The sequence below is a fragment of the Virgifigura deserti genome (assembly GCA_003576685.1).
Taxonomy (GTDB): Bacteria; Pseudomonadota; Alphaproteobacteria; order Dongiales; family Dongiaceae; genus Virgifigura; species Virgifigura deserti.
In genome coordinates, this window is record QOZR01000014.1 from 87,075 (window position 1) to 109,580 (window position 22,506).

16 protein-coding genes are annotated in these 22,506 nt (G+C 66.7%); 9 read left to right on the top strand and 7 right to left on the bottom strand.

The window, feature by feature from the left end; all coding sequences use genetic code 11:
• Positions 1-6 precede the first annotated feature (6 nt).
• From DT069_RS21180 to prfB, 3 genes are all read left to right on the top strand, one after another.
• Positions 7-1,221: an N-acetylmuramoyl-L-alanine amidase gene (locus tag DT069_RS21180; protein WP_162913339.1), complete on the top strand. Its 1,215-nt coding sequence runs from the start codon at positions 7-9 to the stop codon at positions 1,219-1,221.
• Positions 1,222-1,306: 85 nt separating this feature from the next.
• On the top strand, positions 1,307-3,745 hold the full coding sequence (locus DT069_RS21185; protein WP_425450445.1) for a penicillin-binding protein 1A: 2,439 nt from the start codon (positions 1,307-1,309) through the stop codon (positions 3,743-3,745).
• A 149-nt stretch (positions 3,746-3,894) separates the two neighbouring features.
• A protein-coding gene (gene prfB, locus DT069_RS21190; protein ID WP_119462334.1) for a peptide chain release factor 2 occupies positions 3,895-5,002 on the top strand; the annotation gives its coding sequence in 2 pieces (ribosomal slippage) (positions 3,895-3,963 and positions 3,965-5,002; 1,107 coding nt in all).
• 423 nt (positions 5,003-5,425) lie between these two features.
• On the opposite strand, the gene DT069_RS21200 is transcribed toward prfB, so the two are convergent.
• The 5 genes from DT069_RS21200 to DT069_RS21220 form a co-directional block, all read right to left on the bottom strand.
• A complete protein-coding gene (locus tag DT069_RS21200) occupies positions 5,426-6,265 on the bottom strand; it encodes a ferritin-like domain-containing protein (protein WP_425450446.1) in 840 nt (279 codons plus the stop codon).
• Between the two features lie 30 nt (positions 6,266-6,295).
• Positions 6,296-6,775 carry a thioredoxin-dependent thiol peroxidase gene (gene bcp, locus DT069_RS21205; RefSeq protein ID WP_119462337.1) on the bottom strand — a complete coding sequence of 160 codons (480 nt, stop codon included), beginning with the start codon at positions 6,773-6,775 and terminating at the stop codon, positions 6,296-6,298.
• A gap of 119 nt (positions 6,776-6,894) precedes the next feature.
• Positions 6,895-7,860, bottom strand: a complete 966-nt coding sequence (locus DT069_RS21210) for a cyclase family protein (protein WP_425450447.1) — start codon at positions 7,858-7,860, stop codon at positions 6,895-6,897.
• Positions 7,861-7,988: 128 nt separating this feature from the next.
• Complete coding sequence (locus DT069_RS21215) at positions 7,989-8,957, bottom strand: MipA/OmpV family protein (protein WP_119462339.1); 969 nt, start codon at positions 8,955-8,957, stop codon at positions 7,989-7,991.
• Positions 8,958-9,045: 88 nt separating this feature from the next.
• A complete protein-coding gene (locus DT069_RS21220) occupies positions 9,046-12,012 on the bottom strand; it encodes a bifunctional [glutamine synthetase] adenylyltransferase/[glutamine synthetase]-adenylyl-L-tyrosine phosphorylase (RefSeq protein ID WP_119462340.1) in 2,967 nt (988 codons plus the stop codon).
• 74 nt (positions 12,013-12,086) lie between these two features.
• Between DT069_RS21220 and DT069_RS21225 the strand changes: the two genes are divergently transcribed.
• Positions 12,087-15,284, top strand: coding sequence for a YhdP family protein (locus tag DT069_RS21225; protein WP_119462341.1), 3,198 nt, complete (start codon positions 12,087-12,089; stop codon positions 15,282-15,284).
• Positions 15,285-15,288: 4 nt separating this feature from the next.
• Here DT069_RS21225 and tyrS read toward each other — a convergent pair whose 3' ends face one another.
• Entirely contained in the window at positions 15,289-16,542 is a 1,254-nt protein-coding gene (gene tyrS, locus DT069_RS21230; RefSeq protein WP_119462342.1) for a tyrosine--tRNA ligase, read from the bottom strand.
• Between the two features lie 156 nt (positions 16,543-16,698).
• Here tyrS and DT069_RS21235 point away from each other — a divergent pair, with 156 nt between their 5' ends.
• Complete coding sequence (locus tag DT069_RS21235; RefSeq protein ID WP_425450448.1) at positions 16,699-17,811, top strand: anhydro-N-acetylmuramic acid kinase; 1,113 nt, start codon at positions 16,699-16,701, stop codon at positions 17,809-17,811.
• Here the strand turns inward: DT069_RS21235 and DT069_RS21240 are convergent.
• Entirely contained in the window at positions 17,808-18,470 is a 663-nt protein-coding gene (locus DT069_RS21240; protein ID WP_119462343.1) for an alpha/beta hydrolase, read from the bottom strand. The genes DT069_RS21235 and DT069_RS21240 overlap by 4 nt on opposite strands.
• A gap of 308 nt (positions 18,471-18,778) precedes the next feature.
• Here DT069_RS21240 and epsC point away from each other — a divergent pair, with 308 nt between their 5' ends.
• The 4 genes from epsC to DT069_RS21260 are packed head-to-tail and all read left to right on the top strand — an operon-like array spanning position 18,779 to position 22,495.
• Positions 18,779-19,570: a serine O-acetyltransferase EpsC gene (gene epsC / locus DT069_RS21245; RefSeq protein ID WP_119462375.1), complete on the top strand. Its 792-nt coding sequence runs from the start codon at positions 18,779-18,781 to the stop codon at positions 19,568-19,570.
• 9 nt (positions 19,571-19,579) lie between these two features.
• Positions 19,580-20,062: an Rrf2 family transcriptional regulator gene (locus DT069_RS21250; protein ID WP_119462344.1), complete on the top strand. Its 483-nt coding sequence runs from the start codon at positions 19,580-19,582 to the stop codon at positions 20,060-20,062.
• Positions 20,063-20,108: 46 nt separating this feature from the next.
• Positions 20,109-21,239 carry a cysteine desulfurase family protein gene (locus tag DT069_RS21255; RefSeq protein ID WP_119462345.1) on the top strand — a complete coding sequence of 377 codons (1,131 nt, stop codon included), beginning with the start codon at positions 20,109-20,111 and terminating at the stop codon, positions 21,237-21,239.
• Positions 21,240-21,256: 17 nt separating this feature from the next.
• Positions 21,257-22,495 (top strand): IscS subfamily cysteine desulfurase, encoded by a 1,239-nt coding sequence (locus tag DT069_RS21260; protein ID WP_119462346.1) that lies wholly within the window; start codon positions 21,257-21,259, stop codon positions 22,493-22,495.
• Positions 22,496-22,506 lie beyond the last annotated feature (11 nt).

Below are 22,506 nucleotides of genomic sequence, written 5' to 3' on the forward strand. Positions count from 1 at the left end.
GACGGAATGTTCGGTATTCGCCGGTTCTGGGCAGCCCTCCTCATCCTGCTGCTGGTACCCATCGTGGGGGCGGCCAAGCCGGCAGTCATCAATGTGAGGCTCGGCCTTCATCCCGATAAGACGCGAGTCGTGCTCGATCTCTCGGAGGCGCCCGAGTACCGGATCTTCACGCTGCCTGACCCCTACCGGGTCGTCATCGACATGACGGAGGTGGATTGGCAGCTTTCAGCCGGAAATCCGCCGGAGGGGCGCGGCCTCGTCGCGGCCCTGCGCTACGGGCTGTTCGCGGTCGGCACCTCGCGCCTCGTGCTCGATGCGAAGGGGCCGGTAGGGATCAAGCTCGTCGATCTGCTGCCGGGCAAGGGCTCGACGCCGACCCGGCTCGTGATCGATCTGGAATCGGTCCCGGAGTCGGAATTCATTCGGCAGTCCCAGGGCGCTCCGCTGATCTCGACGCCGATGATGGCCAGCCTCACATCGACCTTCGTCCCGCCGCCACCGAAGCCGATGCAAAGCCCTCCCAGCACCAAGCCGGTGATCGTTATCGATGCCGGCCATGGCGGCGTCGATCCGGGGGCGATCGGGACCCGGGGAACCACGGAGAAGAGCATCACCTTGGCCATGGCCAAGGAACTGCGGCGGCAGCTTGAGGAGACCGGCCGATACAAGGTCGTGCTGACCCGCGACACGGACATTTTCATCAGGCTGCGCGACCGCATCGCCATCGCCCGCGCGGCGCACGGTGATCTGTTCGTGTCCCTGCATGCCGATTCCCACGAGAGCAGCGAGCCACGCGGCGCGTCGGTCTATACCCTGTCCGAGACGGCTTCCGATGCCGAGGCGGCAGCGCTGGCGGCGAAGGAGAACAAGGCGGATCTGATCGCCGGCGTTGATCTTTCCGCCGAGAACAATATCGTTACCAACATCCTGATCGACCTCGCGCAGCGTGAGACGAAGAATCTATCGGCGCATTTTGCCGCCATGCTGATCGACGAGCTGGGGCGCGACGTCCGGTTGCTGCGCAACACGCACCGGTTCGCCGGGTTCGCGGTCCTGAAGGCGCCGGACATCGCGTCCGTTCTGGTGGAAACCGGCTATCTTTCCAACCCCAAGGACGAAGCCTTGTTGCGCTCGGCGGATCATCGGGCCAAGCTGTGCGAGGCGCTGCTGCGGTCGATTGACAGCTTTTTCGCGTGGCAGGAAACCTTGCGGCGGTCATAAAAGCGCCATCTCTTCCGGAGACTATCATGCTGCATGATCTTTCCAGGACAGCCGCTGCCGGCCCGGCAGCCAAAGGAACCGCGACTTGCTGAAGGTATTTGCGACAATTTGCGGCGTGGCGCTGGCACTCGCCATCGCGGGGCTCGCGGCTGCCTATGCGGTCGTGAGCTATTACGCGGTCGATCTGCCGGACTACAGGAGTCTCGCCGCTTACGAGCCGCCGGTGGTCACGCGCATCCATGCCGGCGATGGCCGGCTGCTAGCCGAGCTCGCCGTCGAGAAGCGGGCCTTCGTTCCGATCGAGGCGATTCCGAAGCGGGTGATCAACGCCTTTCTTGCGGCCGAGGACAAGACGTTCTACAGCCACCCCGGCGTCGATCTGCCCGGCGTTCTTCGCGCCATCGTCACCAATATCGCCAATCTGGGGACGGACCGGCGCCCGGTCGGCGCCTCGACGATCACCCAGCAGGTTGCCAAGAACTTCCTGCTCTCGAGCGAGGTTTCGATCGAGCGCAAGCTGAAGGAAGCCATCCTGGCTTTCCGCATAGAGCAGACCTACAGCAAGGACCGCATTCTCGAACTCTACCTGAACGAGATCTATCTCGGCGGTGGTTCCTATGGTATCGCGGCCGCGGCGCTGAACTATTTCGACAAGTCGCTGGACGAGTTGACGATTGCCGAGGCGGCTTATCTCGGGGCGCTTCCGAAGGCGCCGAACAACTATCATCCGATCCACGATCTGCAGGCGGCAACGGCCCGTCGGAACTGGGTGATCGGGCGGATGACCGAGGATGGCCATATCACGCCGGAAGAGGCGGCGGCGGCGCAGGCCGAACCACTCATCGCTCGCGAGGAGGGTGAAGCCGATGCCGTCCAGGCCGATTACTTCGCCGAGGAGGTGCGGCGCGAGCTCTTGGCGCAGTTCGGCGAGGACCAGCTCTATGGCGGCGGGCTGTCGGTGCGTACGACACTTGATCCGCGCCTTCAGGCGATTGCCGAGCGGACATTGCGCGCGGGGCTCGAGGCCTATGACCGCCGTCATGGCTGGCGCGGACCGATCGCCCGCATCGAGCCGGGCGTCGACTGGATCGGGGAGCTGGAGGCGTTGGAGCGGCCGGCAGGGCTGTTCGGCTGGCAGATTGCCGCCGTGCTCGCGGTCGAGGCGGACGGCGCCCGGATCGGGCTGATGGACGGCACCGAAGGGTGGATCCCGCTGGCCGAGTTGGAATGGGCGCGGCCATGGCTGGAAGGGCAGCTGGTCGGTGGAGCCGTGCGGGCCACCGGCGACGTTCTGGCGGTCGGCGATGTGGTCGCGGTCGAGGCTGTCGCGGAGAATGGCGAGGGGCAGTCCTATCCGGAGGGCAGCTTCGGGTTGCGGCAGATTCCGGCCATCGGCGGCGCAATCGTCGCGCTCGACCCGCATACCGGACGGGTGCTGGCGATGAGCGGCGGCTGGAGCTACGCGACCAGCGAATTCAACCGCGCGACACAGGCGATGCGGCAGCCGGGCTCGGCTTTCAAGCCGTTCGTCTATCTCGCCGCGCTCGAAAACGGCTACACGCCGTCGACGATCATTCTCGATGCTCCTATCGTTATCGACCAGGGCCCCGGCCTGCCGAAATGGAAGCCGGAGAATTACTCGAACGTGTTCTACGGCCCTAGCACCATGCGCCTGGGGATTGAGAAATCGCGCAACCTGATGACCGTCCGGCTGGCGCAGGCGGTGGGCATAGACAAGGTCGCCGAAATGGCGGCGCGCTTCGGCGTGATCAGCAACAGGAAGCCGAGGCTCGCGATGGCGCTCGGTGCCAGCGAGACGACGTTGCTCCGGTTGACGACCGGTTACGCGATGATCGTCAATGGCGGCAAGCGCATCGAGCCGGCGCTGATCGACCGGGTGCAGGATCGCCGCGGGCAGACCGTGTTCCGGAACGACGCACGGCCCTGCGAAGGCTGCCAGGCGGTGGCGTGGGCCGGCCAGCCGGTGCCCCAGATTCCCGATATCCGCGAACAGGTCATCGATGCGGGCAGCGCCTATCAGATGGTCTCGATGCTGGAGGGCGTGGTCGAGCGCGGCACCGGCATTCGCGTTTCGAGCGTCGGCAAGCCGCTCGCCGGCAAGACCGGCACCACGAACGAAAGCCGCGACGCCTGGTTCATCGGCTTCGCGCCGGACCTTGCGGTCGGGGTCTATGCCGGCTTCGATAATCCTCACAGCCTTGGGCCCCACGAGCAGGGGGCCAGCGTTGCCGCGCCGATCTTCCGTGATTTCATGGCTGCGGCGCTCAAGGGCAAGCCCGCGATCCCGTTCCGCATCCCGCCGGACATCCGGCTGGTCCGGGTTGATGCCGTCACCGGTCAGCGCGCCGGCCCCGGCTCGGACAAGGTGATCCTCGAGGCATTCAAGCCGGGCACCGAGCCGACCGGGCAAAGCGTCGTCATCGACGGGTACGGCGCCGGAGTCCCGGGAGGAGCCATCGGAACGGGGAGCACGGTGCCGTCAGGCCTCGGCGGCCTTTACTGACGTTTTGATCTGGAACGATCCCGAATTTTTCTGGTAAGGGATGCCGCTTCCAGCCGTCATCGGCGGGTTCGAACCCGGGCATGGCGGGCGTGAAAAATCATGGGCAGATACTAAATAGCTGCTGATTCATCGCGAGAAGGAGAGTGCGCATGCGCGCGGACGTTGAAGCGGTCGCCGAGGAGATTCGATCTTCCCTGGCGCTGCTGAGGAGGCATCTTTGACTGGGATACTGCCAATCGCCGGCTCGAGGAGCTGAACGCTCTCGCCGAGAATCCGAAGCTTTGGGACAACGCTGCCGAGGCGCAGAAGCTGATGCGCGAGCGCACGCATCTGGCGAACGCGCTCGAGGGCTATCGCGACCTCGAGCGCGGGCTGGATGACGCGCTGACCCTGATCGAGCTAGGCGAGGCCGAGGACGACGCGGCGGCCGTCGCCGAGGCGGAGGCCCAGCTCAAGGAGGTGAAGGAGCGCGCGGCCAAGCGCGAGCTCGAGAGCCTGCTCTCGGGCGAGGCGGACCTCAATGACTGCTATCTCGAGGTGCATGCCGGTGCCGGCGGCACCGAGGCGCAGGATTGGGCCGAGATGCTGCTGCGCATGTATATCCGCTGGGCCGAGCAGCATGGCTATAAGGTCGAATGGCTCGAGGAGAGCCCCGGCGAGGAGGCCGGGCTGAAGTCCGCCACCATCAAGGTCAGCGGCCCCAACGCCTATGGCTGGCTGAAGACGGAGAGCGGCGTTCACCGCCTGGTCCGCATCTCGCCCTATGACAGCCAGGCGCGGCGGCACACCAGCTTCTCCTCGGTCTGGGTCTATCCGGTCGTCGACGAGACGATCGAGGTCGAGTACCAGGAGAAGGACCTGCGCGTCGACACTTTCCGCGCCTCCGGCGCCGGCGGCCAGCACGTCAACAAGACCGACAGCGCGATCCGCATCACCCATCTGCCGACCGGCATCGTCGTTCAGTGCCAGAGCGACCGCTCGCAGCATCGCAACCGCGCGGCCGCCTACGAAATGCTGAAGGCGCGGCTCTACGAGCTGGAACTCCAGAAGCGCGAGGCCGAGGCGGAAGCGACCGAGGCGTCCAAGACCGATATCGGCTGGGGCCACCAGATCCGCTCCTACGTGCTGCAACCCTATCAGATGGTGAAGGACCTGCGCACCAACGTCGAGACCAGTGCCACCCAGTCCGTCCTCGATGGCGACATCGACGACTTCCTTGGCGCCGCCTTGGCCGCACGGGTGGAGGGGAACGCTTAGCCGCTAGCCGTCAGCCCGCGATCTCGATTTGGCGTGGGGCTTCGCCGCGGGCCTTGATTGCCCACATCTCGCGATAGGCGCGCTCGAGGGCGCCTCCGTCACGGCACCGCGCCGGCGCAGGCTCATCGCGAGATGAAGCTTTGCATCGAGCAGCCGCGGGCAAGCTGCAGCGCCCGCCGCCAGGCCGCTTCCGCCGCGGCGATATCGCCGGCTTCATGCAGGGCATTTCACAGGTCGAGATGAAGCTCCGGATGTCGGGCATTATGCCGAAATGCCCTTCCGCATGACGCTTCTCCTTATGCGCCGCGACGGCTTGGCGCATCAGCGAGGCGGGCGAGGCGTGGTCCGGCTTCTCCAAATCTCAAATTCCTGTCGGCATGCTGACGCGGAGGCCGGGCAGTGCGCTCGCCTCGGGCATCGCTCTCAGCGGTTGGCCAGAGGAGCATAGAACGCCGACGGAAACCCTGCTGCATCGCGGGCGGCCTCGTTGAAGGGCGGCTTCAACATGCCTTTGAAGTGTCGGCGCACCAGCCCCTGCCAGGATGTCTGCGGGTCCAGTCCGCGGGCGGCGCAGATCGTCTCGAACCAGCGTCGGCCGATGGCGACATGGCCAATCTCCTCGTCATAGATCACCTGGAGGATGGCGGCGCTGGCCTCGTCGTCGGCGCGGGCAAGGTCGGCAATCATCGCCGGCGTCACATCCAAGCCGCGCGCCTCGAGGACCAGCGGCACGATGGCGAGGCGGGCGAGCAGATCATGCGCGGTCTCCGTCGCCGCCTGCCACAGGCCGTCATGGGCCGGCAGGTCGCCATAGGCCGCGCCGAGTTCCGCCATCCGCTTGGCGAGGAGGCCATAATGCTTCGCCTCTTCCGACGCCACGCGGACCCAGTCGTCGAAGAAGGCGCGCGGCATTTCTTCGTCGGCGAAGCGTGCGACCAGGTCCCAGGCAAGGTCGATGGCATTCAGCTCGATATGGGCGAGCGCATGCAGCAGCGCGACGCGGCGACCGCTTCCCTTCCGTTTCGGCATGTCGCGGGGCGCCAGCAGGTCCGGGCGTGCCGGCCGCGCCGGCCGGTCCGGCGGCTGCACGCGGCCGAGGGTGGCAATCGCCTCGGCCCGCCACGCTGCGGTCGCCTCCTGCGTCAGCCGGACCTTCTCGGCCGGCTCGGCCGCGGTGAGGACGGCGACGGCGGCATCGGTCAGGTTACTCCCGATAGTCGACAAGCTCGGAGGAAGACCCTCATACTGAGCTTGTCGAAGCATGCCTTGGCTCCTGGACTTGCAGCGCGCGCATCAAATCTCCTTCGCCGCGTTCAGCACGGCGTCGACATGGCCGGGTACCTTGACCTTGCGCCAGATGCGCCGCACCGTTCCCGTACCGTCGATCAGGAAGGTCGCGCGCTCGATGCCCATATATTTCCGGCCGTACATGCTCTTCTCTACCCAGGTGCCGTAGGCCTCGCAGACTTCGCCCTGCTCGTCCGAGGCGAGCGTGAAGGGCAGATCGTGCTTGGCCTTGAACTTGTCGTGCTTCGCGACGCTGTCGCGCGATATGCCGATCACCGTGGCGTCGATCTCGGAGAAGTCCGGAAAGGCGTCGCGGAAGCCGCAGGCCTCGGCGGTGCAACCGGAGGTGTCGTCCTTCGGATAGAAGTAGAGGATGACTTTCTGTCCCTGAAGCTTCGACAGAGAGACCTGGCCATCGCCGTCCGTCGGCAGCGTAAAGTTCGGGGCCTTGTCACCTTCCTTCAGGTCGCTCCGTTGCGGGCTCATGTCTCGCGCTCCTCCTGCTGCGGTGTCGATATGCCGGCGGCGGCCATGATCTTTTCCGTCAGATCGGCAAAGTCAATGGTCCTTGCCGCCGACAGACCATCCTGTCAGGCGCTCCGAGTCTAATGAATCGCGATCGGGTTGCCTGGCGACCCCGATGCGCCCTTTAGGCGGAGCGGCGCGAAGATAAACGCAAACTCATAAGCGCCGTCCTGCGCCAGTTCCTCGGTAATGATGCTTTCGAGAAGGTAGATACCATTCTGTGCCAGGAATAGCTGGTGCACTGGAAAGACGAGCGAGGGGTCCGGATTGGGCACGACTTCGACGCCCGCATTGTCAGACCCAACCACCACGATCTTTTCGTCCACCAGAAACTGGGCTGCCTCAAGGCCGATCCCAGGCCCGGCGCCATAGTATTTGGCGTTGTCCATCGCCCAATGCGATCCCCAACCTGTGTGAATGAGCACCGCATCGCCTTCGTTTATCTCGGTACCTTGCCGTTCAAGGGCTCCCTTGAGATCGGCGACGGTAATCTCGTAACCAGCCTCAAGCCGATCCAACCCTTTGTAGCCGGCGACATCAATGAGCACGCCTCTGGACACGATGGGTCCTACATGTTCGACGCCAAGGTGAGCCAATCCATGCTCGTCGCCAAGATCGCTGTGGTGATATCCGTTAAAGAAACGGTCTCCGATTCCGATGTGACCGAGAGCATCGAATTGGGTGCCGACCTGATCAAGTTCACCGCTGAAATATCCTTCGTGGGCCCGTAATTGATTCTTGGCGAGCGGTCCGACCTCGAGGATGCGCATCTCGTAGCTTCGTTCCCCGAAGAATGGCATATCCGGCTGGTAGACACGGCCAAGCTGATAAACCTGCCCCCGTTCGATCAGGTTTTTCGCCTCAAGCACCTTAGCCGGCGTCAGTCGATTCGCTGCGCCCCGTTCGTCCTCCGGTCCCCATGGCGAAGGGTACCAGTCGCCTCCCTGTGCGAGTGCGGCCGAGCCGCCATCTGCGAGGGCTGTGAGCATCACGGCTGTGCATAGCGCTCCACGGATCCGCGAAAGAGTGATTCCTTCGTGCTTCATGGCATCTCCCCCATGAGATCGGGCCTGGGCCGTGAGTCGATCCAGGACGTTCCATTTCGCCGTCGGAACGTTGTGTGCGTCAAGCTCAGAGAACCGGACAAGCTATTGGCAGATATCCTCGTTCCCCGTCAGAACCGGTAGCTGAGAATGAGCCCGCCCATGAACTGGTCCGCAGAGCCCCCGTCTTCGACGAGCGGGCTGTCGGCGGCATCGCCGAGCAACCGCGTATAGCCGGCAAGGCTGCTAACCGCCCATTGCGGGGTCAGCGCATAACTGAACATCACAAAAAAGCCGGCATCCTTGAACCCGCTGCTCGCATCATACTGCTGCCGACCGCTGCGGGCCGCCTGCGTCGGTGTAATGCCGAAATAGGCCTGCATATAGTTGTCGTCGACCCAGGTCGCCGATACCTCCATACCGGCGTGTATCCGTTCCGTAATCGGAAAGCCATAGCCGGCCCCGATCTCGGCGATGGTGCCCTCATGGCCGTTGGCGATGTCCTTGGCGACCGTCAGCTCGGCCGACCAGCCGCCGATCTCGTAACGCATGAACGCGCCGGCCTCCACGCTCTCATCGACATCGCCGAGCCGGTCGAGGGCGTCGTTATCATCTTCGTCCCGCCCGAACTCAAGGCGGATGATCGGCCCGGCCTGGAGGTCATGGTCGGGCCAGGGGCTCAGCGCGAGCAGATCGGCGCCCAGCGACGGCCCGCTCAGGAACAGAAGGTCGCGATAGCTGAGCTCGACCTGCGGCAGCGGAACCGGGCCGTAGTCGTCCGAACCCGGATAATCCGGCGCGAATGCTCCGCCGATGCTCAGCGACCCGCTCCAATCCTGCCGGTCGGGTGTTTCCTCGGCTCCGGTGTCGGTTGCGTGGGCAAGCTGGCGTTCAGTGGATATCGGCCCGAGGCGCTCCTGGCCGGCCGCATCGTTGACGGATACGAGGCCGGCGATTCCCGCAAGCAGTGCAGTCCTGGCTTGGCGATGGCTTGGAGCGGGGGGTGTGGGTGAAGAAAGCCGCGGCTTCGCGATATTCCCGAAATTTGTTGCAATATTTTTGATAATATTCGCAACAAAACAGTAACGCTCGCCAATCATGATGTGTCTTTTGTTTTTAACCAGCCTGTCGATAAGAATAATTATAGAGCCGGGGACTTCCGCTCAACAACTTATAACTTTTCGGCTCTCAAATGGTCGCGGCGCGAGCCGGCGTTTCGATCAGCGTTTCGAACTGCGTCCGCACAGTTGCCGCCGCGGCCATGATCTTCTCCTTCAGATCGGCGAAGTCCGCGCCGCCGCCGGCCTCGGCGAGGGCTTGACGAAGGGCGTCGGGCAGCGCCTCCTCCGCAGGCCGGTCACCAACCGTGAGGCGCAGTAGCCCCTGAAGCCGCCGCCAGAGCCGCATCGCGGCGATCAGCTCGTCGGCCGCCTTGCCATCCAGAAGGCCGGCCGCGGCCATGCTCGCCAACGCGTCGGTGGTGTTGGGGTGCAGGATCTCGGGATGGGCGGCGGCGTGGCGGAGCTGCAGATACTGGGCGATGAAGTCGACATCGACGAGGCCGCCGCGGAGGTGCTTCACGTCCCACAGTCGGTCGGTCGGATGCTGTCCGGCCATCCGCGCCCGCATCGCGGCCACATCCTGAACCAGCTTCGCCGGATCGCGCGGCCGGGTCAGAACCTCGCGCAGCACGGCTTCGACGGTCGCGGCGAGGATCGGGTTGCCGGCTACCACCCGGGCTCGCGTCAGCGCCATATGCTCCCAGGTCCAGGCGTTCTCCTCCTGATAGCGGCGGAAGCCCGAGAGGCTGGAGGCGATCGGGCCGGCATTGCCGGAGGGCCGCAGCCGCATGTCCACCTCGAAGAGCCGCCCCTCGCCGGTCGGCGCGTTGATCGCGTTGATCAGCCGCTGCGACAACCGCGCATAGTAGTGGATCGGCGCCAAGGGCTTCGGCCCATCGGACATCAGCCCCGGGTCGTCCGGCGCGTCGTAGATGAAGATGAGGTCGAGATCGGAGTTGACCGTCATCTCCCGCCCGCCGAGCTTGCCCAGCGCCACGGTGACGAGGCCGTTGCCCGGCAATCTTCCATGGCGGTTCGCGAACTCGGCCTCGACATGGGGCTGCAGGGCGGCGAGGGCCGTCTGCGCGATGTTGGACAGCGCTGGGCCGGCAGCGTCGGCATCAGCGATGTTGCGCAGGATGCGCACGCCCACCTGGAACTGGCGGTCCTTGGTCCAGCGGCGGACGATGTCGAGCACGTCTTGGAAGTCGTTCGCCTGGCCGAGAATGTCCTGCAGCTCTTTCGCTAACTCCGCGGCCGCCGGCGGGGGCTCGGAGAGGCCATGGGCCAGCACGGCCTCGAGCAGCGCCGGGTTCCGGCTGAGATGGTCGGCCAATCGCGGCGCCCCGCCCATGATCTCGGCCAGGAGGCCGAGGAGGGCAGGGTTGGCGTAGAGCAGAGAGAAGAGCTGCACGCCGGCCGGCAGCCCGGCAAGGAACTCGTCGAATTTTGTGAAAGCCGCATCCGGCTGCGAGGTGCGCCCCAGCGCCTCCAGCAGCGTCGGCATCAGTTCCGTCAGCAGCTCGCGGGCACGGGTGCTCCGCGTCGCGCGATAGCGCCCGGCATGCCAGCCCCGGATTATGGCCGAGATCGAGCTGCCGTCCGTGAAGCCGATCTGGGTCAGGGTTCGGACAGTGTCCGGGTCGTTCTCGGCGCCGGTGAAGACCAGGCTTCCCGGCCCGCTGAGCGATGGCGCCTCCTCGAACAGCTCGGCATAATGGTCCTCCACCCTGCCGAGATGGCCAAGCAGCTCCTCGGTGAAGGCCGCGGTCGTTTCATGGCCGACGAAGCGCGCGAGCGTGTCCAGCTCCGGCCCCTCGGGCGGCAGTGTCTGTGTCTGCTGGTCGTTCGTCATCTGCAGGCGATGCTCGACTTGGCGGAGATATCGATAGGCCGCGATCATCTCCTCGGCCGTCCGCTCCTCGACGCGGCCGGCGGCGACCAGGGCTCGAATCGCCTCGCAGGTGCCGGCCGGCCGCAGTTCCGGGCTGCGGCCACCCCAGATCAGCTGCTGCGTCTGGGCGAAGAATTCGATCTCACGGATGCCGCCGCGGCCGAGCTTGATGTTGTGGCCGCCGACGGCGATGTGGCGGAAGCCCTTTACGGCGTGGATCTGGCGTTTGATCGAGTGAATGTCCTGAATTGCCGCAAAATCGAGATGCTTGCGCCAGACGAACGGCCGCAGCCGGTGCAGGAACTGCGCGCCGGCCTGCCGGTCGCCGGCGACCGCCCGCGCCTTGATCATCGCCGCCCGCTCCCAGTTCTGCCCCATGCCCTCGTAATAGGTCTCGGCGGCGAGGACGGAGAGGGCGAGCGGCGTGGAGGCGGGGTCCGGCCGCAGCCGCAGATCGGTGCGGAAGACATAGCCGGCGGGCGTGCGATCCTGGAGTAGGTGCACCAGATCGCGGGCCATCCGCACGAATGCGTCCTGCAGGCTGCGCTTGCCGCGATAATCGATGCGCTCGCGGTCATAGAGCACGATCAGGTCGATATCGCTGGAATAGTTCAGTTCGCCCGCGCCCAGCTTGCCCATGGCCAGGATGATGAGGCCGGAGCCGCGCTCGGGGTCTTCCGGGTGCGGCAGCACAATCTCACCATTCTCGGCGCTCCGGCGCAGCAGATAGGCGGCGGCGGCGGAGAGCACCGTCTCCGCGAAGTCGCTGAGCGCCGCCGTCACCCGTTCCAGCGGCCACCGGCCGGCGATGTCGGCCAGCGCGATCAGCAGGGCCGCCCGCCGCCGGGCGACGCGCAAGGTCTGCGTCAGCCGGTTAAAATCTCGTTCCGATTCCGTGTCCCGGCGGAGCTGGTTGAGCAGATCGGCGAAGACAGCGTCGGTTTCGTGCGTTAAGAAGGAGCCCGCCAGCTGTGGCTCCGCGAGCAGGCACTGGGTGAGGAACGGACTGTTGCCGAAGACGGCCTCGAGAAGAGCCCGGCTCGTGGCATCCTCGGCCAGCGCCGCGATGGAGGCGGCCAGCTCAGGGTCGCCGGTTTGCCGCCCGCTCTCGCGCCAGCGTTCCATCCCGACGGCGGCGCGTTCGGGACTTCCCAGCTTCGGGAGCGATCGGATGTCGAGGGGTCGGAAAGAGGCCAGCATGGTCCCCGTCATGGTTTTCGGCACACTGCGGAAAGCTTGATCCAGGGTCAAGACCGAGAGGAAGACGAGCCAGATTGATCCGCCGATCCTCGCGCATCCTGTTGGAGGCCGTCGCCGCGTTGCTCGCGGGTATTACCATTATTTTCGCGCTCGGCGCCTGGCGTTTGGCCGGTGACGAGCCGATCCGGCTCGGTTTCCTCACGCCTTACCTCGAGCAGGCGCTGACCGCTCCCGACAGGTCTTTCAGCGTTCGCATCGACGAGACCTTGCTGACCTGGGCCGGGTGGGAGCGCACCTTCGATCTCCGCGCCCGGGGTGTCCGCGCCGTCGGGCCCGGTGGTCGCACGATCGCGGCGGTTCCGGAGATCGCGGTGTCCCTCAGCGCTCCGGCACTGCTGCGCGGCCTCGTCGCCCCGACCTCAATCGACCTTTTCCGTCCCCGCCTGTTCCTTAGCCGCGGGCCGGGCGGCCGGCTCAAGATCGGCCGCATCGGCGCCGAAGAGGAAGTGAGCGGCGACGAGGAACACGGTGCGTCGATTCTGCCGGGGTTGCTCGCTGAGCTTCTCCGGCCGCCCGACCGGGACCGCCCGACCGGCTATCTCCGCAGCGCCAGCATCATCGACGGCAAGCTGGTCTTCTCCGACAGGCAGAGCGGCCTCACCTGGCGAGCACCAGACGCCGACATCACCCTGCGCCGCCAGCGGCGAGGAATTGCCGGCGATCTCTCGATCGCGCTGGAGCAGCTCGGCGACCCGGCCCGGCTGCAGGCCGCTTTCTCCTACAGCCGATCGCGGCGCAACATCGATCTGTCGGTACAGTTCGTCGACGTGGCCGTGGCCGCGCTTGCGGCGTTCGATCCGGGTTTGGCGCCCCTTGCCGGGGCCGAACTGATCGCGGAGGGCCGGATCGAGACCACAATCGGGCTGGACGGGACGGTCGGCGCCAGCCGTTTTCGGCTCGCCACCGGGAGCGGACGGCTCGTCCTGCCGGCTCTCTACGACGCGCCGCTGCCGGTTCGGCACCTGACGGTTGCGGGTGGCATAGACGCCGGAGGTGACCGGCTCACGCTGGACGAGGCCGCCCTGCAGTTGGATGGCCCGCGGCTGACCGTGACGGGCACCGCGACGGGTCTCGCCCAAACGGGCCTCGCTCCGCATGGCGCATCCGGCGCCGGATCCATCCACCTGGCCGGATATGCCACCGCCGTGGATATTCCGGCCCAGGATCTGGCGCGCTACTGGCCCGCCGATGTCGCCCACGGTGCCCGCGACTGGGTGACCCGCAATATCGACGAAGGGATGGTCGAGCGTGCCGAGGCGGATTTTGCGCTCCGGCTGCCCGGCGGCGACGTCGGTGCTGCCGTGGTCGAGCGTCTCAGCGGCGCGCTCAGCGCCGTCGGATTGGCCGTGCATTACATGAGGGAGATGCCGCCGATTCGCGGGGTGGGCGGCGCCGCGAGCTTCACCAGAGAGACGTTCGTCGCCGATTTCAGCGGCGGCGGTGCCGAAGGCCTGTCGATCGAAAGCGGCCAGGTTCGAATTACCGAGTTGGACCGCCGGCGTCACGAGATGATCGAGATCGACGGCCGAGTCCGGGGGGCGCTGCCGGATGCGCTGCGCCTGCTCGACTCTCCCAGGCTCGGCTATCCGAGCAAGCTCGGGCTGAACCCGGCGGAAACCGCTGGCGAGGCCGTCGCGCATCTGTGGTTCCGCTTTCCAGCGAAAAAGGACCTCACCTTCGACGAGGTGGAGGTCGACGTGAACGCCGATGTGGCCGACGCCGCGTTCGACAATGCGATGTTCAAGCGCGACGTGACCCATGGAGACTTCACCGTCCAGGTGACGAGCGAGGCGATGACGGTCGCCGGGGATGCCCTGTTCGGCGGCGTTCCGGCGGCGGTCCGATGGGTCGAGAATTTCTTCGATGCGGAGTTCCGCAGCCGGATTGTCCTGTCGGGCACGGCCGATGCCGGGCAGCTGGCGTCGCTCGGCTTCGATTTCCGGCCCTATGTCGGGGGGGCGGTCTCGACGGATCTGCGGCTGACCCGGTTCGAGGATGGGCGGGGCCAGCTGACGGCGACCTTCGACCTTGCGGCGGCGACCCTCGAACTGCCGTTCGTCGGCTGGTCCAAGGCGTCGGGCGAGTCGGGCACGGCCAAGCTGGAAGTGACGCTCAATGGCGAGCGCGCCGTCGAGATCCGCAATTTCTCGGTCACCGCCGGGACGCTGCTGGCGACGGGGCATGGCCGTTTCGTGGAAACGGGTGAAAAGCTGCGGCGCGTCGTTCTCGATTTCGTGGCCTTCGGCGAGTCGGAGCTGGAGGATGTGACCGTCGGCCTTGACGAGGACGGGCTCGATATCGCGATTGGCGGCGGGCGGCTCGATGCCGAGCCACTGCTTTCCAATATCGCGGAGGCAGCGGAGAAGATGCCGGATGACGAGGCTCGCACGACCTTCACCCTGCGGGCAGATCGGCTTCACGAGGTCAGGCTCGGCCCGGACCGGAGCATCGCGGGGGTCACGGCGATCCTGGATAATGACGGCGAATTCTGGAACCGGATCGCCATCGACGGGACGGTCGCCAACGCCGCTCCCATGAGCCTTCGCTACGGGCCGGCGGCGGCCGGCAAGCACCAGCTCGTCGTGACCGCCGCCGATGCCGGGGCGGCGCTGCGGACCTTCGGCATCGTCGACAATGTCATCGGCGGACGGCTGCGGATCACCGCCGAAACCGACGATGCCGCGCCCGACCGGCCGTTGCGCGGCAGGGCGGAGATCTCGGAGTTCCGGTTGGTCGACGCGCCGGTTCTCGCACAGTTGCTGACCGTCGCCACGCTGACCGGGCTGGTCGACGTGCTGACCGGCGAAGGCTTTCTATTCAACCGATTCGTCGGCGACTTCACGAGGACCGGCGACCGGCTCGAAGTTCCGCTGGCGCGGGCCTATGGCCCATCGATCGGCCTGACGGCGACCGGCGACCTGAATTTCGGCGCAGATACCGTGGATATGAAGGGGACGATCGTTCCCGCCTACGCGATCAACAATATCCTCGGCAACATTCCGGTCGTCGGAGACGCGCTGCAGGGTGGCAAGGGCGAGGGCATCTTCGCCGCCACCTATGCCGTCTCCGGCTCAATTACGGATCCGCGGATCACCATCAATCCCCTGGCTGCCCTCGCGCCAGGGTTTCTGCGCAGTCTCTTCGAGCTTCTGGGAACCTCGGGTGAACAGACCGGCCCGACAGCGCTGCCGGAACCGGGAAAAAACAAGTGAACCGCTAGACCGGCCGGACGAGCGCGTGCCGCTTCTTCCCCGCGGAGAGCTTGATGATGCCCTCCGGCGTCACGTCCGCCAGCGAGACGGTGGCGGCCTCATCGGGAATGACGGCGTCGTTGATGCGGGCGCCGCCGCCGCGGATCAGCCGGCGCGCCTCGCCGTTGCTGGCGGCGAGGCCGGACCGTCGCAGCAGGTCGAAGGCCGGAATGCCCGATTCCAACTCATTGCGCGCGATTTCGACGGTCGGTAGCTCGGCGCCGACTCCGCCTTCGGCGAAGGTCCGCCGCGCCGTCTCGGCCGCTGCTTCGGCTGCTTCCGCGCCGTGGGCGAGAGTGGTCGCCTTGTTGGCCAGCGCAATCTTCGCCGCGTTGATCTCGGCGCCTTGCAACCCCTCCAGCCGCTCGACCTCGCCGAGCGGCAAGTCCGTGAACAGTCGCAGGAACCGGCCGACATCCGTGTCGTCGGTGTTACGCCAGAACTGCCAGTAGTCATAGGGGCTGAGCCGGTCGGCGTTGAGCCAGACCGCGCCGGCTGCCGTCTTCCCCATCTTCGCGCCGGAGGCGGTGGTGATCAGCGGCGTCGTGAGGCCGAACAGCGTACGGTTGTCGATCCGCCGCCCGAGTTCGACGCCGTTGACGATGTTTCCCCACTGGTCCGAGCCGCCCATCTGCAGCACGCAATCGTGCCGCCGCCCCAGCTCCAGAAAGTCGTAGGCCTGGAGGATCATGTAGTTGAATTCGAGGAAGCTCAGCGATTGCTCTCGCTCGAGGCGCAGCTTCACGCTCTCGAAGGAGAGCATGCGGTTGACCGAGAAGTGGCTGCCATAGTCGCGCAGGAAAGGAATGTAGTCGAGGCCGTCGAGCCAATCCGCGTTGTTGACCATCAGCGCGTCGGTTGGCCCATCCCCGAAGGTGAGGAACTGGCCGAAGACGCGCCGAATGCCGGCGATGTTCCTGGCGATCTCGGCGTCGCTGAGCAGCCGCCGCGACTCGTCCCGGAACGAGGGGTCGCCGATCTTGGTGGTGCCGCCGCCCATCAGCACGATCGGCTTGTGGCCGGTCTGCTGCAGGCGCCGCAGCAGCATGATCGAAACCAGGCTGCCGACATGCAGGCTGTCCGCGGTCGCATCGAAGCCGATATAGGCGGCTATGGGCTTGGCCTCCGCCAGCGCGTCCAGCGCCTCGAGGTCGGTGCATTGGTGAAGATAGCCGCGGTTGACGACCTGCTGCAGAAATTCGGATCGAGGCATGTCCATTGGCGATCGGCTCGTTCTAGTCTTGCCCCAGGGACTTGTTCCAGAGACTTGTCCGAGGGGCCGCGTCATGTAACACAGTCGCTCTTCATTAACAATCAACGCCCGGGATGGAAGATCCGACGAGGCGTTTAGGGATTAAAATCGAAGGAGAACGGCGTGCCGGCGGACTCATCTTCCGAATCGCTTCTGGCGCTTGGCCTGATGAGCGGGACCTCGCGGGATGGTGTCGACGCCGCTCTGGTCCGCACCGACGGGCGCGGCAGCCTAGTCTGTGGTTCGGCCCTGACGCAGCCCTTTTCTCCGGAGTTCCGCCAGCGGCTGGCCGGCGTGATCGGCGGGCAGGGGCCGGTCGCCGCTGTCGAGCGCGAGTTGACCCTGATCCATGCCGAGCTCGTCGACGCCCTGCTGGCACGGGACGCCGTGAGCCCGGCTGAGGTGGCCGTCATCGGCTTTCACGGCCAGACGATCCTGCACGCGCCGGAGCGCGGCCGAACCTGGCAGATCGGCGACGGGGCGTTGCTGGCCGAGCGTACCGGGATCGACGTCGTCAATGACTTCCGCAGCCGAGACGTCGCCGAGGGCGGCCAAGGGGCGCCGCTGGTTCCGCTGTTCCATGCGGCGCTCAGCCGCGACCTGCCGCGGCCGCTCGCAGTGGTCAATATCGGCGGCGTCGCCAATGTCACGTGGGTCGGAGCGCTTGGGAACGGCGAGGACCGCCTTCTCGCCTTTGACACCGGACCCGGCAATGCGCTGCTCGATGATTGGGCGCTCCGCCATACCGGCTGCCCGTTCGACGCGGACGGTGCCCTGGCGGGAGCGGGGCGTGCCGATCCTGCCATCGTCGCCAACCTCCTGGCGCATCCCTATTTCGGTTTGCCGGCCCCGAAATCGCTCGACCGCGACGCCTTCGATCCGGCGCCGGTGGCGCGGTTGTCCGCGGCGGACGGTGCGGCCACCCTGGTTGCCTTCACCGCCGCCGCCATCGCCCGAGCAGGCGAGCTGTTCCCTGTGCCGCCGCAGCGCTGGCTGATCGCCGGCGGCGGGCGCCGCAATCCCGCCTTGATGGCGGCGCTGGCGGAACATCTGGCGGCGCCGGTCGCGCCGGTCGAGGCCGTCGGCTGGGACGGCGACGCGCTGGAGGCCCAGGCCTTCGCCTATCTTGCGGTGCGGGCGCTGCGGGGGCTGCCGCTTAGCCTGCCGGAAACCACCGGGGTCCGCCGGCCCGTGACCGGCGGAACCCTGCATCGCCGGCCGGCTGCCAAGAGCTAGCGGACGGCCGCCGCGCTCGGCGGTTCCAGGACCTTCTCGAGATAGTCCTCGAGCTCGGTGGTCAGCTCATCCAGGTGGTCGTGGAAGAAGTGGTTCGCCCCGGGAATCCGGCGATAATCGATATAGATGTCGCGCTGGTTGGACAGCTTGTGGATCAGCTTCGCAACCGATTCGTGCGGCACCACCTCATCGGCGTCGCCCTGCAGGACGAGGCCGGAGGATGGGCAGGGGGCGAGAAAGCTGAAGTCGTAGAGGTTCGCCGGCGGAGCGACGGAGATGAAGCCGCTGATCTCCGGCCGCCGCATCAGAAGCTGCATGCCGATCCACGCACCGAAGGAGAAGCCGGCGATCCAGCAGGTGCTGGCGTTCGGGTTGTAGATCTGCAGCCAGTCCAGTGCCGACGCGGCGTCGCTCAACTCTCCCTCGCCGCGGTCGAACCGCCCCTGCGAACGGCCGACCCCGCGGAAATTGAAGCGCAGCACGGAGAAGCCCCGGCGGGCGAACGCGTGATAGATGCTGTAGATGACCTTGTTGTTCATCGTGCCGCCATGCTGCGGATGCGGATGCAACATGAGCGCAGTCGGCGAATCGGGCCGCCGACCGTGCTGGTAACGACCCTCCAGGCGGCCTTCCGGGCCGTTTATGATCACTTCCGGCATCTTTGACCATTGCTCCAGAGGTTCGCTGCCGACGCGTGTCCTCCATGCGTCGGCAGCGAACCATACAGGTTTTTATTCAGCGGTCTGATCGCAGCGTTCGAGTTTCGAGCGCTGCGATCAGACCACGAAACCATGACCCTGTACCGAACCCGGGTTCGGGGCCATAGCGACGTGCTGGACAGGCCTCGCGAGCCCGGCCGGGTAAACTTGACCAATTTAGTCGGACATACTATATCAAACCACTGGCCGGTTTTGCGTCAGCGAGCGACGGTGCTGATGACGCCACCGATCTTACCATGACGGGCGACATGACTTTCAAGACTCTTCGAGACGAAATTGATTCAATGATTGCGCGAGATCCGGCCGCCCGGTCGCGCTTGGAGGTCGTGCTTGCCTATCCCGGGTTCCAGGCGCTGCTGTTCTATCGGGCGGCGAATGCGGTCTGGCGCCGCCAGTGGTACCTGCTCGGACGTCTGATCTCCACGCTCGGCCGCCACGTCACCGGGATCGAGATCCATCCGGGCGCCATCATCGGCAAGCGGCTCTTCATCGACCACGGGATGGGGCTGGTGATCGGCGAGACGGCCGAGATCGGCGACGATGTGACGCTCTATCACGGCGTGACGCTCGGAGGCATCGCGCCGTCCGTCAACTCCGCGGCGCAGGTTAACCGGAAGCGCCATCCGACCATTCGGGACCGGGCGATTATCGGCTCGGGCGCGCAGGTCCTGGGACCGGTTACGGTCGGGGAGGACGCCCGGATCGGCGCCAATGCAGTAGTCGTGCGAGATGTCAGCCCCGGCGTGACGGTCGTCGGGATTCCGGCGAAGGTCGTCGCGCCGCGGGAGGAAACCCACGAGTTCCGCGCTTACGGCCTGCCGACGGGCGATTGTCCGGACCCGGTGGCACGCGCTGTTGATGGACTGCTCGATCAGGTATCGAGCCTGAAGACGCGGATCGACCTCCTCGAACGGGAGTTGGAGCGGCGCGAGCCTGTCCCCGGAGTTCGACCGGACGGGCAGGCGGCGAACGACGTGAACGCCAACGGGGGCGCCGATGCCCGCCGCGAGAAGGCCGCCGGCTCGCGGGGCGATTGCTAGGGGGCTGCCGTGAAGCTCAGCACCAAGGGCCGGTATGCGGTGATGGCGCTTGTCGATCTGGCGAGCTACAGCCACGGCCGCCCAATCGCCCTGGCCGATATCGCAGCGCGGCAGGAGATTTCTCTGTCCTATCTCGAACAGCTCTTCGCGAAGCTCCGCCGCGGCGGGCTGGTCCGCAGCGTCCGGGGGCCCGGCGGCGGCTATCTGCTGGCGCGGCCCGATGACGAGATGCGGATCGCCGACATCATCCTGGCGGTCGACGAGCCGATCCGGGCGACCCGCTGCACGCCGGGCTCGCCGGCCGGCTGCCGCGGCAACCGGAGCCGCTGCCTGACCCACGACCTTTGGGAGGAGCTGGGCAACCAGATCCATCTCTATCTGAGCTCCGTCTCGCTTGCCGATGTCTGCGCCCGCCGAGTGCTCGGCACCAGCGGCCTCATCCGCCACGACACCGCCGCGGATGGACGGGCCGGCATCGCGGCGGCGGAATAGATCACCGTCTTTCCCGCCGGAATGGAGGGCTGGAGACAGAGCCGTCATGGATCGCGCCGTCTATCTGGACTACAACGCTACCGCCCCGGCCCGTCCGGCTGTCATCGCGGCGATGGCCCGCGCCTTGGCGCTCTGCGGCAATCCTTCCTCGGTGCATCAGTTCGGCCGCACGGCACGTCGTCAGGTCGAAGAGGCGCGGGAGCGCGTCGCCGCGCTCGTCCATGCTCGGCCCGAGCAGGTGACCTTCACCAGCGGCGGCACCGAGGCCAATAATCTTGCCCTCACCGGCACAGGCCGCGATCGTCTCGTCCTGTCCGCCATCGAGCATGACTCCGTGCTGCGTGCGGCACCAGAGGCCGAAATCCTGCCGGTCAGCACGGACGGCATCGTCGACCTGGCGGCACTAGCCGAGGGGTTGGGGCGCGATCCGCGGCCGGCCTTGCTGTCGGTGATGCTCGCCAACAACGAAACCGGCGTCATCCAGCCGGTCGCCGAAGCGGCGGAGATCGCCCGCGCTCATGGCGCGCTGCTGCATTGCGACGCGGTGCAGGCGGCCGGCAAGGTCCCCTTGGATATCACCGCTCTCGGCGTCGACCTCCTCAGCCTGTCGGCACACAAGCTGGGCGGTCCGCAGGGAATTGGCGCCTTGGTCGTCGGCGACGATCTCGCGCTTCGACCGCTGCTCCGCGGCGGCGGCCAGGAGCGGAGCCGGCGCGCCGGCACGGAGAATGTTGCGGCGATCGTCGGTTTTGGCGTCGCCGCGGAGGAGGCGGCTGCCGAGCTCCCGGCGCAGGGCAGGATCGCGCAGCTCCGCGACCGTCTGGAGCGGCGCGTGCGCGAGACGGCGCCGGAGGCGCGGGTCTTCGGAGCCGCGTCGCCACGGCTGCCGAACACCTCCTGCTTCGCCTGGGCGGGAATGCCGAGCGAGACACAGGTGATGGCGCTCGACCTCGCGGGCATCGCGGTGAGCGCGGGGTCGGCCTGCTCGTCGGGCAAGGTGCGCGCCTCGCACGTGCTGCGGGCGATGGGCGCGACGGTGGAGGAGGCGGGCAGCGCGATCCGGGTCAGCCTCGGTTGGCGGTCCACGGAGGTGGATATCGACCGCTTCATCGAAGCCTGGAGCGGGCTGGTCACGCAGCGGCCGAACCACCGATCGGACCGATCCTCGGCTGCTTGATCCATGGGAATAAGCCTTTGACCAAGAACCTACCCGCGCTGCCGATCTACCTGGATTACCAGGCGACCACCCCGACCGACCCGCGGGTCGTCGAGGCGATGCTGCCCTATTTCACCGAGCAGTTCGGCAATCCCCATTCGGGCCACCACGCCTTCGGCGCGGCGGCGGCAGGGGCGGTCGAGACGGCCCGCGCGCAGGTCGCGGCGCTGATCGGTGCCGATCCGCGGGAAATCATCTTCACCTCCGGGGCCACCGAATCCAACAATCTGGCGCTCGCCGGCGTCGCCCGGTTCCAGCGAAATCTCCAGGGTGACCGGAAGACCCATCTCGTGACCGCCGCGACCGAGCACAAATGCGTGCTGGAGAGCGCGGCGCAGCTCGAGCGGGAGGGGTTCGCGGTCACCTATCTTCCCGTCGGCCGGACCGGGCTGATCGATCTCGAAAGGCTCGCCGCCGCGATCACCGAGCGCACGGTGCTCGTCTCGATCATGGCGGTCAACAACGAGATCGGGGTCGTCCAGCCGCTCGCCGAGATCGGCGCCCTCTGCCGCGCGCGCGGCGTCCATTTCCACACCGACGCGGCCCAGGCCGTCGGCAAGATCCCACTGGACGTGGAGGCGATGAACATCGATCTGATGAGCCTCTCCGGCCATAAGATCTATGGACCCAAGGGCATCGGCGCCCTTTATGTGCGCCGCCGGCCGCGCGTGCGCCTCGCGCCGCTGTTCCAGGGCGGCGGCCAGGAGCGCGGCCTGCGGTCGGGGACCCTGCCGACGCCGCTCTGCGTCGGCCTCGGCGCGGCCTGCGAGATAGCGATGCGGGAGATGGCGCCCGAGGCGGACCGGCTGCGCCGGCTCGCGGCGCGGCTTCATCAGGGTGTTGTTCGTCAGTTGCCGGACGCTTATCTAAACGGCGACCCGGGCCGACGGGTGCCTGGGAACCTGAATCTCGGCTTCCCCGGCATTGACGGCGACCGGCTGATCGGTGAGTTGAAGGATCTCGCCGTCTCGAGCGGGTCCGCTTGCAGCTCGGCGGCGCTGGAGCCCTCCTATGTGCTTCGGGCGCTGGGCCTCGACGAGGCGCAGGCCCGCGCCTCCCTGCGGATCGGCCTCGGCCGGTTCACCACGGAGGCCGAGGTGGATTATGCCGTGGAGCGGCTGGTTGCCGCCGTCCAACGGCTCCGCGACGGCCCGCCGGCTGCCGCGATCGTCCCGGAGGGCGCCGACGCGCCGTCCGCCCCGGTGGCACACCGTTAACGGTTTGGCAA

Excerpts from the sequence above, each read along its gene's own strand:
- DT069_RS21200 (WP_425450446.1), bottom strand. The coding sequence starts at position 6,265 with ATGCTTCGACAAGCTCAGTATGAGGGTCTTCCTCCGAGCTTGTCGACT.
- tyrS (WP_119462342.1), bottom strand. The coding sequence starts at position 16,542 with ATGGACATGCCTCGATCCGAATTTCTGCAGCAGGTCGTCAACCGCGGC.
- DT069_RS21255 (WP_119462345.1), top strand. The coding sequence starts at position 20,109 with ATGGATCGCGCCGTCTATCTGGACTACAACGCTACCGCCCCGGCCCGT.
- DT069_RS21180 (WP_162913339.1), top strand. The coding sequence starts at position 7 with ATGTTCGGTATTCGCCGGTTCTGGGCAGCCCTCCTCATCCTGCTGCTG.
- DT069_RS21210 (WP_425450447.1), bottom strand. The coding sequence starts at position 7,860 with ATGAAGCACGAAGGAATCACTCTTTCGCGGATCCGTGGAGCGCTATGC.
- epsC (WP_119462375.1), top strand. The coding sequence starts at position 18,779 with ATGACTTTCAAGACTCTTCGAGACGAAATTGATTCAATGATTGCGCGA.
- DT069_RS21215 (WP_119462339.1), bottom strand. The coding sequence starts at position 8,957 with ATGATTGGCGAGCGTTACTGTTTTGTTGCGAATATTATCAAAAATATT.
- DT069_RS21240 (WP_119462343.1), bottom strand. The coding sequence starts at position 18,470 with ATGCCGGAAGTGATCATAAACGGCCCGGAAGGCCGCCTGGAGGGTCGT.
- bcp (WP_119462337.1), bottom strand. The coding sequence starts at position 6,775 with ATGAGCCCGCAACGGAGCGACCTGAAGGAAGGTGACAAGGCCCCGAAC.
- DT069_RS21220 (WP_119462340.1), bottom strand. The coding sequence starts at position 12,012 with ATGCTGGCCTCTTTCCGACCCCTCGACATCCGATCGCTCCCGAAGCTG.